The sequence below is a fragment of the Lysinibacillus fusiformis genome (assembly GCF_003049525.1).
GTDB lineage: Bacteria > Bacillota > Bacilli > Bacillales_A > Planococcaceae > Lysinibacillus > Lysinibacillus fusiformis.
On the sequence record NZ_PYWL01000008.1, the window covers coordinates 132,929 to 146,625 of the forward strand.

Consider the following 13,697-nt stretch of genomic DNA (forward strand, 5'->3'; position numbering starts at 1 on the left):
GTCAAGCACAAATGCCTCACCCCACCCTGCTTATTACGATTACTTTTTATTAACAGCTGAGTTCACTACAGTCGGTAGACCCCATAGTTCGATAAAGCCAACAGCGGAAGCGTGGTTGAATTGATCTTCCTTCGAATATGTGGCTAATTTTTCATTGTATAGTGAATTTGGTGATTTACGTCCTTCTACAATGGCATGCCCTTTGAATAATTTCACACGCACTGTACCATTCACATATTGCTGTGATTGGGCAAGGAATGCCTCAAGTGCATCACGTAATGGAGAGAACCATAGACCATCATAAATTAATTCAGATAGTTTTTTCTCAATAACTGGCTTGAAGTGGGCTAATTCTTTGACAAGTGTTAAATCTTCAAGCTCCTTATGAGCCGTTAACAACACCTTAGCACCAGGAATTTCATAAACCTCACGAGATTTAATACCTACTAAACGATTTTCAACGTGATCGATACGTCCAATGCCATGTGCACCTGCAACTGCGTTTAATTCCTGAATTAAATCAGCAAGCTTCATTTCTTTTCCGTTTAAAGCAATTGGTTTACCAGCCACGAATTCGATTTCCACATACTCTGCTTCATTTGGTGCGTTTTCTACTGAAACCGTTAAGCCATAAGCTTCTTCTGGTGGAGATACCCATGGATCTTCCATAATGCCCGCTTCATTTGCACGACCCCATAAGTTTTGGTCAATTGAAAATGGAGAATCTAATGTTGCAGGAATAGGTACATTATGTTTCATCGCATATTCAATTTCCTCATCACGGCTCCAGCCCCACTCACGCACTGGTGCTAATACCTCTAGATCAGGATTTAATGCTTTAATAGAAACTTCAAAACGAACTTGGTCATTTCCTTTACCTGTGCAACCATGAGCTACAGCATCCGCACCTACTTGGTTCGCAATCTCAACCAATTTTTTCGCGATTAATGGACGAGAAAGAGCTGACACTAATGGATACTTTTGTTCATACCATGTGTGTGCTTGTAATGAAATTAATGCATAGTTTTCAGCAAATTCATCCTTTGCATCCACCATATAAGATTCAATCGCTCCTACTTGTAGAGCTTTGTTTTTTACAAACTCCAGATCTTTCCCTTCACCAACGTCAAGACATACTGCGATAACGTCCCAACCTTGTTCTTTTAACCATGGAATTGCTACCGAAGTATCAAGTCCACCTGAATATGCTAGTACAACCTTTTTATTTGCCATAAAAAATGCGCCTCCATTGCTCTACAGATATGTATTTTTATACATTCAATTAAAAGTTTATACACGAATAGTATCATGTTATAAAAATAAAAACAAGTGTATTTTTATAAATTAATAGTCTTTTATTTTTCTTATAAAAAGTCCGTTTACCCACACATTACTCTCAAGGAAATCAATGATAGATACTCGAAAAAACGCTTTTTCACTATAGACATAAATGTATACTGTATAAATTACAACAAAAAAGAATCCAATGTATAAACTGGATTCTTGTGACACTACTAATGGATAAATAAACGAACTATCCATTTTCATCTTAATCGGTCTTTGGGAGCCAATTGATTCATTGTTTACAAGCGAGAAGCGCTCACCCCCGCGGTAGTGTGGAAATCACCACATTGACTTTATGATGTCATTGGCTAGGTTTATTAGACCAAACCTTCTTTGGATTCATCAGTATAAGTAGAAAGGCTACTATTGAATACAGGATAGCGTTATACATCATTAAAATAATTAAATTCTCGTTTATAATGCCTATAAAAAAATTGAAGAATTGATGGATCATTATAGGAATGATTAAATTTTGATTAATTGTATAGAAGGCTGTCATAATAATGGTCGTAGAAATGATGGAAAGCATAAAGAATATGATGTATTTTAGTAGCTCCAGCCCTGTAAAACCTGTTGTGAACCAAATAGGTAAATGCCAAATTCCCCACCAAAATCCTATGATGATTGCAGATTGTAATGACCCATATTTCTTTTGGAGCTCAAGCAACGCAAAGCCTCTCCACCCTAATTCTTCTCCTATAGGTCCTGATAATAGATTTTTAAAGAAATAATAACTAAGCATTCCCCAGGAGGAAATAGTCAAAATAGCATCAGCTTTAGTATTCTTCATAACAACAAGTAAGATGATCATAAAGATGGTGGCTTGAATAAGCAGAACAGAAAGAATGACAGAAAATCGAAGTTGATTTTTAAATTTTTGTTTCACGAAATGTAAAAAATGCTGCCCTGGATAAATTTTTGAAAATAGTATGGCAAAGGCAAAAGTCGATGACCATGCAGATAGACAGCGTACTATATCGAATACCCATGTTGGAAAGCCTAACATTTTAACGGCTCCTACAAGGCAAAAAAGTGGCAAAAAGATGATATTAGTCAGGATAATGAAACTCGCTACTGGTCTTTTTAGCTTCTTTTTTTTGTTCATATAATAAATCCCCCGTTTCGTTCTGAATACTTTCAGCTTAAACCTGGGGGTTGCTCACAGGTCAATACATATTTCCATCTATCACTCTATTTTATGGGAACATATATTTCTAAAAATATTCGTTCTAGTCCTCCCTCGAAAGTAGCTAGTAATAAGTTAATATAAACGAGACCTAAAAGTTCATAGCCATTTTCTTTGGCTACTCTTCGAATTGTTGCTTCCACTTGGTCGTCTGTATTTTTGCCACCCGTCGACCATCTTCCATCTTCAATGACAGTATATAAACAGGTAGGATGATATAAAACTTGCTCTTGTAACGCTTTCTCGTTTTCTTCTAGCTTTCGCACAATCATAAATTTATCTTCCTGCATGCCTTGTTCATTAAACTGTATTACTCTTCTTAACGATGTCAGGATAACCGCTTTTTTTAAACTGTCTGTATTTTCTTTAAGTGCGTCATATTCTTCATAAGCTGTATAATGGTCTATTACGCCTAACATGGCTAGTGGTTTCATTTCTTTTATCGTAAAGGTACCTAAGTATTGTTGAATTTTTTGGCAATCCTCTTGTGCATTTTGGAGTTTTTTTAACAGTAGGTTTTTATAGGCTATCTCCTCTAACACCTGTTGTTCTTTCTCCTCTAATAGGAGTTGGATTCCCTCAATACTCATGCCTTTTCTTACTTCTTGTATTCGTTTAATTTCAAAATCCAATTCTCGATAAAAATTGACGGTTGTTAAATTATATATATCCAATTGATTGTATGTTCTATAGCCATTCTCACTATTTTGTTGAGGCTTAACCAATTCCTTTTCCTCATAATATTTGATCGTATCTCTAGAAATGCCTAAAAATTTTGCCACTTGTCCAATTGTATACATAATACCCCCCTTTTCTTAGCCAGTATGAAAAAACTGTAGACATGAAAAGTACATGCTTACAGTTAGATGTTCATTATTTTTTATGGAAAAATGATTTCCCTAACAACTCAATGGTTGCAGGTGCCAGTGCATACAGTTTACTTGATAGCCCCATGATTTTGGGGAGGTTGACCTCTCGAACTGGGCGCTCAATTGTTTTAATTGTCGCCTGTGCCACTTCATCAGCTGATAATAAAAATCTACCTAAAGATTCGCGATAGCCACTTTGATCATTGGCCTTGTCTAAAAATGGTGTATCAACCGGACCCGGGTGAATAGCCGTTACTTTTACATGATATGGCGCAAGCTCCATCCGTAGTCCATTTGTAAATCCTACAATCGCATGTTTGGTTGCTGCATAAACACTTGCTTTCGGAGTGGCGACCTTGCCAGCCTGAGACCCAATAAAAATCAAATGCCCTTGATTTTGCTCCATCATCTTGGAAGCTAACCGTTTCGCAAGGTAAATAGGTACACTAATATTCACTTCAATCATTTGTGCAATATCCTCATCCATTAACTTTGGAGCCTCAGCAAATTTTCCAACACCAGCTGATAGGATGGCGACATCAATGGGTGGAAGCTGGGCACAAACAGCGTCGAGTGTATGTAAATGGGTTAAATCAGCTTGAATGACTTTGGCTCCCAAACGTTCTAAAACTTTTAAAGCTACAGCATTGCGGCCTGTGGCATAAACGGTATGACCTTGCGCTACTAGTAACTCCGTTATTTTTAAGCCTACACCACTTGTTGCCCCTGTCACAAAGATCGTCTTACTATTCATATATAGTCCTACTTTCTTTTAAATAAATAGATGCCTTCTTCTGTCTTCGTTGAAGTAATATAATTATTTGCCTCTAAATAATCTAAATGCCCCAACGTTTTGGACAGTGTTAAACCAAGCATATGCTGGAAGATAGCTGGATACAATCGTTTCGTCACTTGCACAACCGTTAATTGATCTTCCCCTAGTAATTCACAAACTTTCATAGATTGCTGATGCTGTCTTTCTAGTCGTTTATCAATTAAGATCGGAATGTCTTGTAGTTCAGCCCCATGTCCTGTATACATCATTTTGACAGGCAATTGGCGTAAAATTTCTAGCGATTCATTATATTGTAATAATGATTTTGTGCGTCCCAATGAATGATCTAATGGTGGCTCAATTAAAGGGTTCGGCGTTATTTTTTCAAGTAATAAATCTCCGCCAATCACATGATGTGTTTGTTCATCCCAAAAAATAAAATGGCTTTGTGCATGCCCTAATGTTTCAATTGCCTTTAATCCTGGATGCCCAGGTACTTCATCTCCATCCGTCAAAATTTGTGTCAATGGACGTTCACCTACAAGCTCTAATTCGCGACGAACATGTACACTTTTAGCAATATACTCTTGTGGTACCCCATGTTCAAATAAACGTTCACTGTAAAATTGCTCGTGATAACGTAAAAACTCCTCGTCATGACGAAGCCACTTATCATTATAGGCATGACCTAAAATTTCAGCATGTGGAAATGCATCGACCCATCCCGCATGATCAGGGTGATGATGGGTGAGCACAACTTGTTCAATATCTCGCATATCGTAGCCTGCGGCGCGAATCCCCCATTTCAGAGCATCATAGGCTTCTACCGTTTTTGGTCCAACATCAAAAATGCTAAGTGCATCACCTTTCACAATAAATGCATTGACATCTCCTACTTCATAAGGTGTTGGTATTTCGATTTTGTATATAGACAAAGTTGTCTCCCCCTTTTTACTCGCTAGTGAATACTGATTCATTCTATTTTACAAGTTTTTTCTGTTTTCGTCATCTTCCTGTTGACAGGTTGCTTATCCATCACTATAATTTTGAATAATCTAATTATTAATGTGCGTTGAAGAAGCCGAGTACGTAATTGGTGAAGGTGTTAGAGAGTGTTACATTTGCTGAGAGTAACATCACCCACTCCCATTACCGAACCTATTTCTGAGCAGTTATGCAAACATAACCGTATCCCTTGCGATAAAAGGGCTAAGAGTTGTGCCAACATTGGCAAACAAAGGTGGTACCGCGGAAACAAAAGCGTTTTCGTCCTTCTAAATAAGGACGAGAGCGCTTTTTTATTTTGAACTGGAGGTTTTATTCATGAAAAAAATTTTATTTATCGGTGCGGGGTCAATGGCAGAGGCATTGATTCAAGGGTGGATAAAGCAAAAGGTATTTTCACCACAGGAAATTTACGTCACCAATCGCTCTGACAAAGAACGTCTACATTTTTTACAAGAAACATATGGCATTCACTGCATGTTTGATCAGGCCATTTTTCGTCAGGCAGATCTAATCATTTTGGCGATGAAGCCAAAAGACGCAATTTCAGCAATGCGTGAGTTAAAACCAAAAATCACAGCACAGTCTGCGATTCTGTCCATTCTAGCAGGTATTGGGATAGGGACGATTACTGAACTTTTAGGGAGCCGTCCAGTCGCACGAGTGATGCCTAACACGTCTGCCACTATCGGTATGTCCGCAAGCGGCATTGCATTTAATAACGAAGTATCTACTGCACAGCGTATTCTTTTTCTCCAGTTATTAGAGGCTGTTGGCTCCGTTATTGAAGTAGAAGAGGATCAATTACATGCAGTCACAGCCCTTTCAGGTAGTGGTCCTGCTTATATTTATTATTTAATGGAAGCGTTCGAGCGTGTAGGAACAGAGGTAGGTCTATCCAAAGATACAGTACGATTGTTGATGACACAAACACTTGCTGGTACTGCTGAAATGCTCAAGCAATCCGTAGATGAGCCGGATGTCCTACGCAAAAAAGTAACAAGCCCTGGCGGGACAACTGAGGCGGGGATTCAAGCGCTAGAGCAATATCAATTTAATGAGGCGATTGAAGCTTGTATTAAAGAAGCAGAAGCACGATCTCGTTCACTTGCAAATGGATAACATTAGGTGCAAAATAAAGTTTATCACTAGGAATTAGGGGGCTTTATTTTGAGTAAATTATTCGAACCTTATCAATTACAATCGATTTCCTTAAAAAACCGTGTTGTCATGGCACCAATGTGTATGTATTCAGCCGAGGATGATGGTATGGTCACACCTTTCCATCAAGTCCATTATGCGACACGGGCAGCTGGGCAAGTAGGATTAATCATTTTAGAAGCTACGGGTGTTGTACCAGAAGGTCGTATCTCCAACAAGGATTTAGGCATTTGGGATGACGCGCATATTGAAGGCTTACGTCAATTAGTAGAGGGCATGAAAGCATATGGGGCTAAAACAGGCATCCAGCTTGGTCATGCTGGACGTAAAGCAGCAATAGATGGCGAAATTTTTGCCCCATCAGCAATTGCCTTTAGTTCAGACTATCAAACACCAACAGCCATGTCTGAAGAGGACATTCATCATGTGATTGAAGCGTTTAAACAAGCGGCTATTCGTGCGGCAAAGGCAGGCTTTGACGTACTAGAAATTCATGGAGCACATGGCTATTTAATCAGTGAGTTTTTATCGCCTGCTACGAACAAACGTGAAGATCAATATGGTGGCTCACAGGAAAATCGCTATCGTATATTGCGCCAAATCATCGATGCTATTCGCAGTGTTTGGGATGGGCCATTATTGGTACGTGTTTCTGCAGAAGATTACGCAGAGGATGGCACTACAATGGAAGATTTCATCGTCTTTAGCCGCTGGATGAAGTCACAAGGAGTAGACCTAGTAGATGTATCAACAGGTGGCGTTGTCCCTGCTGCTATCAATGTTTTTCCAGGTTACCAAGTTTCTCATGCTGAAGCCATCAAACATGGGGCTGATATCCCTACTGGTGCAGTGGGCCTTATTACAACAGCCATTCAAGCCGAAGAAATTTTGCAAAATAATCGTGCAGATTTAATTTTCTTAGCTCGTGTTTTACTCCGTGAGCCGTACTGGCCCCTCCATGCAGCTAAAGAATTAAGCGAAGAACTGCAACCACCCGTACAATATGTTCGTGGTTGGTAATCCTCTTTCCATAACAAAACAGCTTGTGCGTTCACAAGCTGTTTTTTAATTAGAACAGTGGATTTTGTTTGATTTCTTCATCAATAGCCTGTACTAATGCCTCCGCATCATCCGCAGTGACGATTTCTCCGTTCACAATAGCAAAAATACCTTGCTCACAGATTTCACAATGCGATGTACAACCCGATTCCTCGATGTCAATATCATCACGTTCTAGTAAGACATCATATGCATCTGCCGCACCTAGCGATAAATTCGTGATGCAAAACTCAACTCTATTTTTTAATGGCTGTGAATCTTTCTTCTTTTTAAAAAGAGAAAATACCATGTTTATTCCCCCTTACAAACTATCATCTATCATACCATAATGGGACACTTTCTATGAAAACCCTTACAAACATTTCTCTCACATTTCCCTCATTTTTGAACATCATGTGAATTATAAATAATTTCTAGTTAGTAATAGCTCTAGTAAATCATTTGGAACATTTGTCGATTCTTTATAGAACAAGTATACGGGTACATTTGGCAATGAAAAGCCTTCAAACGGTACAATATTAAAACGTCCCTCCATACGTTCCTTTCTTACAATCATACGAGGTAGAAAAGACATCCCTAACCCGTCTTTGATTAGTCTTTTGACGACATAGGATTGGGAAATTGATACTTGCCTCGTCAATATATAGTTTTCTCTTAAATTATGTAAAAGCTCATCCCAAATAGTTGGATGATGATGCGTAAATAATGTATATGTTTGAAATAGCTCTTCATAATCGATGTAAGCCCCTGTTTCATCATCATAAGCATCTAATGGAATTACTAATTCTAACGGGCTTTCAATAAGCAGCTCTTGATGCCAATGGCGATAGCGAGTTGATAATAAAGAGATACCTATATGCGCTTGATGCTGTTGAACTAAATCTTCAATTTTAGCTGAATCCTCCACTAAAATCGAAATTTCCAATGCAGGGTGATCATTGATAAATTGATACAAAACATGCGGTAAAATGGTTTCCACCATTAAAGGAGTCATAGCGATAATAATCTTTTCGTGAATGCCTTTACTCACTAAACGAATACGTTCAATACTTTGCTCCCACTGAAGGACCATTTGCTTTGCCTCTAGTTGAAAAAGCTTCCCAGCTTCAGTTAATTGGACACGGTTTCTTTCACGCTTAAACAATTGAACATGCAAAAATTCTTCTAAATGTTGAATGTGAACGGTGATACTTGGCTGTGAAAGATGAAGTTGTTGTGCCGCTGTTCGAAAATTACAAGTTTGAGCAGCTACAATAAAGGACTGTAACCATTTATACTCCATGTTTCCTCCTCCTTGATTACTATTTTTGATTAAGTTCATTACATATATTTAATTTACTAAATTATACAATAATAATAAACTGACTATTAAATAGATGATGCAAAAGGAGAGATATACATGTCTTATGCCACATTAAGTCGTCAATTTCGAATATTTGCCGAACAGGAATGTGTAGACTCTAGCCCCCTGTATGAACATTTAGCTAATAAAATTGCTGCGGATGAGGAACTATTAGAGATTGCCTCCATGATTCCACCCAATCAACCAGCACCCAATTTATTGTTGGCGTCTGTTCAATATTTATTGGGCTCCTTAAAAGATCCTTTAGCAAAGTATTACACGTCTTTTACGGCAACTCCACATCCCATTCCAGAGGTTTACCCTGTCTTTAAGGCATTTGTAATGGCGCATACAGCACAATTAAAGTCATTGTTTCAAGAAAAACTTGTCCAAACCAATGAAATTCGACGTTGTGCCTATCTCTATCCTATAATGACTGACATTTATCACAAGCATCAACGACCATTAGCCTTCATAGAAATAGGTGCAAGTGCTGGACTCCAGCTTGGTATGGATCACTACAATTATTGCTACAATCATCAATTATCCATCATCAATACGGACAATGGATGTATCATACCTTCAGAAAACCGAGGGGAAACACTTCCTGTGTCTGTGTCTAAGCCACCTGTTGTTTGTCAAAGGATTGGCATTGATTTAAATCCTATTGATCTCCGACAAAAGGAAGACAGTCAATGGCTACAAGCTTTAATCTGGCCTGAACACCATGAACGTCGATTGTTGTTAAATGAAGCTCTCCCTATCTTCGGTCAATTAGATATTCAGTTAATAAAGGGTGATGCAATCCAACTAATAAAAGAGCTTAGTCAAACAATTGAGCAAGAGGCAATGTTAGTCGTTTATCATACACATGTCGCCAACCAACTGCCATTACCATTACGGCATGAATTAATGGAGCAATTAAAGGAGATAAGCATGGAACGACCTCTTTATCATTGCTATAATAATTTATTTGACTTACAGCTACATCAAGATTTTATGCATCTTGGCACCATCGAGCCGATTCGTACAATGGAACGACCAGATGGGCATGCACGCTGGTTTAAATGGGCCAACTGCTAGCATGTACAATAAAAAGAAACGCTGTGCCCTATTGCTACACAGCGTTTCTATTAATCTTTAAAAATCGTATTCAGCATCTTTTTTCGCACGAATTTCTGCAAATGCGTCTGTTACCATTACAGTATCCTCTGCTAACCGTTCAAGACGGAAAAGAACATCATCATTGACAATTTCTTTGCGTAAAAAGTCTTTTTCTTCTATAAATACATAGGTTGGCACAATATGGGCCTTCATGTAAGCAAGAATTGGCTTTAATTGCTGCTCCACCATTAAGTAGTGCTTCGACGTACCTGCTGTGACAACAACACTGACCACTTTGTCGCGAAAGGCATTGACTGGTAATAAGTCAAAGATATTTTTCAATGTTGCTGGAATGGATGCCTGAAATGTTGGCGTACCAATAACAATAGCATCCGCAGCCATGATGGTTTCTGTCACATATTTTGTATCGCCCTCATAGTCAAAATAATTACGTCCATCACTAAAAATTAGTTGATAGTCAGCGAGATCCAGAAGTGTCACTTCATGCTCCGGGTATTTTTTTTGGACCATTTCGACAAATTTATGCATAGCTGTTCTTGTTTTTGAGCCGATAATAGAACCGGCAAGTGCGACAATTTTCATGACTGTTCGCTCCTTATTTTGCTGTATATTTTTTCATTGCAGGAATAATATCATTACCGATCATTTCAATATTTTTCATAATTTTATCGAATGGCACGCCTCCAAAATCAATTTGAGCCATAAATCGTTGCATACCATAAAGCTCATATTGATAAAGTAATTTCTCAATAATTTGCTCCTTGCTTCCGACCATTAACGCATCCCGTGTATCTGTTGCTTGTGCAAATTGCTGCTTTGGATAGCCTCCCCCACGAATCGCTTGGAAACCACCATTTAAATGTGGATACATCCCTTGCAATGCCTCTTTTGTTGTATCGGCTACATAAAACAGGCTTGTTGTGGCAACCGGCAATTCATTTGGATCAAAGCCTTGTCGCTCTGCCGCTTCTCGATATGCATCAACTGATGGCTTAAAGTTTGTAGCCGGCCCACCAAGAGTCGTTAGCATCATGGGAATTCCCATATATCCTGCCTTGATGGCACTTGCAGGTGGACCTCCAACAGCACGCCAAATTGGTAAGGAGCCATTTTTGGGCTGTGGTAAAATTTGAGCGTGATGAAGTGGAGCACGGAACTGTCCTTCCCATGTTACAAGCTCCTCTGCATTGATTTTCATGAGTAGCTCTAATTTCTCTTCAAAAAGTTCTTCATAGTCATGTAAATCTACACCGAGTAAATGGTAGGCACCTACTCGAGAACCGCGACCTGCCACAATTTCTGCGCGACCATCGGATAATAAATCAATAGTTGCAAAATCCTCATATACACGTACAGGATCGGAGACACTCAGTACAGTAGCAGAGCTTGACAGCTTAATTTTTGATGTTGCTTGTGCTATGGCGCCCAACACGACTGTATGTGCCTGCGTTGTAAAATACGATTGATGACTTTCGCCTACTCCAAATACATCAATACCCGCTTGCTCTGCTAATTGGCTAGCTTCAACTAGTTCTTGTAGTCGTTGCTGCGCAGAAATTCGTTCTCCTGTTAGTGGGTTGGGAATATGGTCTCCTAAAGAATACAGCCCAAATTCAAGTCCTTGTGATTGATCAATACGATATTTTTCCATTATGAATTATCTCTCCTTATTCAAGCGGCTCTAAAATCGCTTCAATTTCTGCTCGTTTTTCCTCTAAAAATGGCGGAAGATCTAGCTCTTTTCCTAGTTCATCTACTGTAGAATCCACCGTAAACCCTGGGCCATCTGTCGCCATTTCAAATAGAATTCCGTTACGATCTCTAAAATAAAGACTTTGGAAATAATAACGATCGACGACACCTGTACTAGTCAACCCTAGTTCTTTAATTTTTGTATCCCATTCTTGAAGCTCCTCCACCGTTGCTACACGTATAGCAAGATGGTGAATACTACCTTTACCTGGCTTTTCGCTTGGTCCTTCTAATTCTTTAACAAGAATCTCTCCAAGTACTTCTCCCTCTATCGATTGCAGGACTGTCCCTTGGTCATTTTCTGCAACAACGGTATAGTGAAATAAATCTTGTAGTAAATTCACAGTCCGTTGTAAATAACGCACCGTAATTTCAACTGTACCCATTCCTAAAATGCGATGCTCTTCAGGGATTTCATTGCCTTCCCATGGTTGCCATTGAGTTGGCGTTTCCTGACCATGATGATTTAATAACACCATTCTCAACCCTTCATGATCTTCAAAAAACAAGGCATCTTTCCCTGCATATGTGGTGATGTCACTATGTTCAACCTCAAGCTCTTGAAAGCGACCTTTCCAATAATGTAAACTCTCATAGCTTGGTACAAGTAGACCAATACGTGTTATCGCATTAGTTCCTCGCACTGTGCGGCCAGCAACAGGCATCTCAAAAAATGTTAATTCTGTTCCCGCTGAACCTGTTAAGTCCCCATAAAACAAATGATACATAGATGGGGAGTCTTGATTTACAGTTTTCTTCACACGTCGTAACCCTAAAATTTTTGTGTAAAAATGATTATTTTGTCTTCCATTTTTCGTTAGCATGGAAATATGATGGTGCCCACTTAATTTGTTCATTTGGCTGCTCCTCCTCGAAATCACTTGACTAAGCAAGTGATAGCGTAAAAAAAATTACGCTTGTGGCAATTTTTTTTCCTGACTATGCTTTTCCAGCTTTGTCATGACTTTATATAAAGTTTTCATTTCTTCATCTGTTAATACATCTTCAAAAAATGAGGATTGGAAGTGAAGCTGACTAGGTGTTGCTGCATCAATCATTTGCTCCCCTTTTGCCGTCAACGAAATCGCCTTCGTCTTCCAATTTTGCTTACGCTCAATCAGTCCCTCCTTTTCCAATCTTGCTAGCATGCGAGACATTCCACCTTGTGTGACCGTTACTTTCTCTGCTAGTTGACATTGTGTAATAGGTGCATAGGTTTTTATTTGGATCAGCACATCAAATTGTGCAGTTGTTAAATCAAAACGTTTTAAAAATTCATTGGATAATTGATTACTTTGGGCTGTAAAGCGCATCATGCGAATCCAGGTTAAAGTACCTAATGTATGATTTTTCACGACTTTATCCTCCCTTCTGTTATCACTTTACCACGCAAGTGATAAAGTAGCAAGGAAAATATCTCGAATTTGAGATATTAAATAAATAGGGAATATCCCTATATAATGCCGTGTGTGGTAATAGGATATAAATTGCCTTTAAAAGCAAAAGATATTCTCCCTGTCTCTTCTGATACGACCATAACAAGTGCATCACTAACCTCACTCAATCCCAATGCTGCACGATGTCTTGTGCCTAATTTCTTTTCACCTGTATAGCGCTCGGACAATGGTAATACATTGGCAGCCGATTCAATTTGATTATGATTGACTAATACAGCCCCATCGTGAAGAGGATTGCCCGGGAAAAAAATAGATTCTACTAATGAATGAGTTAAGTCCGCACCTATATGAATACCAGGCTGGACTAGATTCTCCAAAGCGTCTTCCCGCTGGATCACAATTAAACCACCATGTCTTCTCAGCGACATATTTTGTACACTATGCGATAGTTCTGGATACTTTTCAGTAAACGGGGAAAGATAACAATTTAAATAAAACGTGGCTGCTTTCATTTCTATTGCCACAAATTTTTCTTTAATTTTTTCGAAATTGCCAAGGAGACAATTTGTATCTGTATCCATCTGTTGAACACTTTGCTGTAATGACATACTCACTTGGAGAAGCTCATCTTTTAATGTTTCTTTCATTGGTGAAAAATCACAATTTATTGGATTCACAAAAA

Annotated in this window: 15 protein-coding genes; 3 read left to right on the forward strand and 12 right to left on the reverse strand. The window is 38.7% G+C overall.

Going from position 1 to position 13,697, the window contains the following annotated elements; genetic code table 11:
- Positions 1-39: 39 nt before the first annotated feature.
- The 5 genes from C9J29_RS17320 to C9J29_RS17340 all read right to left on the reverse strand — a co-directional run bounded on the left by C9J29_RS17320 (position 40) and on the right by C9J29_RS17340 (position 5,151).
- Positions 40-1,233, reverse strand: a complete 1,194-nt coding sequence (locus C9J29_RS17320) for an argininosuccinate synthase (protein WP_107922514.1) — start codon at positions 1,231-1,233, stop codon at positions 40-42.
- A gap of 412 nt (positions 1,234-1,645) precedes the next feature.
- Positions 1,646-2,449 (reverse strand): CPBP family intramembrane glutamic endopeptidase, encoded by an 804-nt coding sequence (locus C9J29_RS17325; protein ID WP_090002600.1) that lies wholly within the window; start codon positions 2,447-2,449, stop codon positions 1,646-1,648.
- Between the two features lie 86 nt (positions 2,450-2,535).
- Complete coding sequence (locus C9J29_RS17330; protein WP_107922515.1) at positions 2,536-3,330, reverse strand: MerR family transcriptional regulator; 795 nt, start codon at positions 3,328-3,330, stop codon at positions 2,536-2,538.
- 73 nt (positions 3,331-3,403) lie between these two features.
- Complete coding sequence (locus tag C9J29_RS17335) at positions 3,404-4,153, reverse strand: SDR family NAD(P)-dependent oxidoreductase (protein WP_107922516.1); 750 nt, start codon at positions 4,151-4,153, stop codon at positions 3,404-3,406.
- An 8-nt stretch (positions 4,154-4,161) separates the two neighbouring features.
- Positions 4,162-5,151 (reverse strand): MBL fold metallo-hydrolase, encoded by a 990-nt coding sequence (locus tag C9J29_RS17340; RefSeq protein WP_008178313.1) that lies wholly within the window; start codon positions 5,149-5,151, stop codon positions 4,162-4,164.
- A 346-nt stretch (positions 5,152-5,497) separates the two neighbouring features.
- Between C9J29_RS17340 and proC the strand changes: the two genes are divergently transcribed.
- Both proC and namA read left to right on the forward strand, forming a co-directional pair.
- Positions 5,498-6,301 (forward strand): pyrroline-5-carboxylate reductase, encoded by an 804-nt coding sequence (gene proC, locus C9J29_RS17345; protein WP_107922517.1) that lies wholly within the window; start codon positions 5,498-5,500, stop codon positions 6,299-6,301.
- A gap of 48 nt (positions 6,302-6,349) precedes the next feature.
- Entirely contained in the window at positions 6,350-7,360 is a 1,011-nt protein-coding gene (gene namA, locus C9J29_RS17350; RefSeq protein ID WP_008178311.1) for an NADPH dehydrogenase NamA, read from the forward strand.
- A gap of 49 nt (positions 7,361-7,409) precedes the next feature.
- On the opposite strand, the gene C9J29_RS17355 is transcribed toward namA, so the two are convergent.
- Both C9J29_RS17355 and C9J29_RS17360 read right to left on the reverse strand, forming a co-directional pair.
- Positions 7,410-7,688: a YuzB family protein gene (locus tag C9J29_RS17355; protein ID WP_107922518.1), complete on the reverse strand. Its 279-nt coding sequence runs from the start codon at positions 7,686-7,688 to the stop codon at positions 7,410-7,412.
- A 111-nt stretch (positions 7,689-7,799) separates the two neighbouring features.
- The gene (locus tag C9J29_RS17360; protein ID WP_164908726.1) at positions 7,800-8,681 is read right to left on the reverse strand and encodes a LysR family transcriptional regulator; all 882 of its coding nucleotides are present in this window, start codon (positions 8,679-8,681) and stop codon (positions 7,800-7,802) included.
- A gap of 117 nt (positions 8,682-8,798) precedes the next feature.
- Here C9J29_RS17360 and C9J29_RS17365 point away from each other — a divergent pair, with 117 nt between their 5' ends.
- Positions 8,799-9,824, forward strand: coding sequence for a DUF2332 domain-containing protein (locus tag C9J29_RS17365; RefSeq protein ID WP_107922520.1), 1,026 nt, complete (start codon positions 8,799-8,801; stop codon positions 9,822-9,824).
- A 57-nt stretch (positions 9,825-9,881) separates the two neighbouring features.
- Here C9J29_RS17365 and C9J29_RS17370 read toward each other — a convergent pair whose 3' ends face one another.
- From C9J29_RS17370 to cdaS, 5 genes are all read right to left on the reverse strand, one after another.
- Positions 9,882-10,448: an NADPH-dependent FMN reductase gene (locus C9J29_RS17370; protein ID WP_008178303.1), complete on the reverse strand. Its 567-nt coding sequence runs from the start codon at positions 10,446-10,448 to the stop codon at positions 9,882-9,884.
- 13 nt (positions 10,449-10,461) lie between these two features.
- Complete coding sequence (locus C9J29_RS17375; RefSeq protein ID WP_008178301.1) at positions 10,462-11,517, reverse strand: LLM class flavin-dependent oxidoreductase; 1,056 nt, start codon at positions 11,515-11,517, stop codon at positions 10,462-10,464.
- Between the two features lie 16 nt (positions 11,518-11,533).
- Positions 11,534-12,475 (reverse strand): ring-cleaving dioxygenase, encoded by a 942-nt coding sequence (locus tag C9J29_RS17380; protein ID WP_089986311.1) that lies wholly within the window; start codon positions 12,473-12,475, stop codon positions 11,534-11,536.
- 54 nt (positions 12,476-12,529) lie between these two features.
- Complete coding sequence (locus C9J29_RS17385; protein ID WP_216604582.1) at positions 12,530-12,934, reverse strand: MarR family winged helix-turn-helix transcriptional regulator; 405 nt, start codon at positions 12,932-12,934, stop codon at positions 12,530-12,532.
- A gap of 137 nt (positions 12,935-13,071) precedes the next feature.
- Positions 13,072-13,692 (reverse strand): sporulation-specific diadenylate cyclase CdaS, encoded by a 621-nt coding sequence (gene cdaS, locus C9J29_RS17390; protein ID WP_089986309.1) that lies wholly within the window; start codon positions 13,690-13,692, stop codon positions 13,072-13,074.
- Positions 13,693-13,697 lie beyond the last annotated feature (5 nt).

Excerpts from the sequence above, each read along its gene's own strand:
- C9J29_RS17320 (WP_107922514.1), bottom strand. The coding sequence starts at position 1,233 with ATGGCAAATAAAAAGGTTGTACTAGCATATTCAGGTGGACTTGATACT.
- C9J29_RS17325 (WP_090002600.1), bottom strand. The coding sequence starts at position 2,449 with ATGAACAAAAAAAAGAAGCTAAAAAGACCAGTAGCGAGTTTCATTATC.
- C9J29_RS17330 (WP_107922515.1), bottom strand. The coding sequence starts at position 3,330 with ATGTATACAATTGGACAAGTGGCAAAATTTTTAGGCATTTCTAGAGAT.
- C9J29_RS17335 (WP_107922516.1), bottom strand. The coding sequence starts at position 4,153 with ATGAATAGTAAGACGATCTTTGTGACAGGGGCAACAAGTGGTGTAGGC.
- C9J29_RS17340 (WP_008178313.1), bottom strand. The coding sequence starts at position 5,151 with ATGAATCAGTATTCACTAGCGAGTAAAAAGGGGGAGACAACTTTGTCT.
- proC (WP_107922517.1), top strand. The coding sequence starts at position 5,498 with ATGAAAAAAATTTTATTTATCGGTGCGGGGTCAATGGCAGAGGCATTG.
- C9J29_RS17355 (WP_107922518.1), bottom strand. The coding sequence starts at position 7,688 with ATGGTATTTTCTCTTTTTAAAAAGAAGAAAGATTCACAGCCATTAAAA.
- C9J29_RS17360 (WP_164908726.1), bottom strand. The coding sequence starts at position 8,681 with ATGGAGTATAAATGGTTACAGTCCTTTATTGTAGCTGCTCAAACTTGT.
- C9J29_RS17365 (WP_107922520.1), top strand. The coding sequence starts at position 8,799 with ATGTCTTATGCCACATTAAGTCGTCAATTTCGAATATTTGCCGAACAG.
- C9J29_RS17370 (WP_008178303.1), bottom strand. The coding sequence starts at position 10,448 with ATGAAAATTGTCGCACTTGCCGGTTCTATTATCGGCTCAAAAACAAGA.
- C9J29_RS17375 (WP_008178301.1), bottom strand. The coding sequence starts at position 11,517 with ATGGAAAAATATCGTATTGATCAATCACAAGGACTTGAATTTGGGCTG.
- C9J29_RS17380 (WP_089986311.1), bottom strand. The coding sequence starts at position 12,475 with ATGAACAAATTAAGTGGGCACCATCATATTTCCATGCTAACGAAAAAT.
- C9J29_RS17385 (WP_216604582.1), bottom strand. The coding sequence starts at position 12,934 with ATGATGCGCTTTACAGCCCAAAGTAATCAATTATCCAATGAATTTTTA.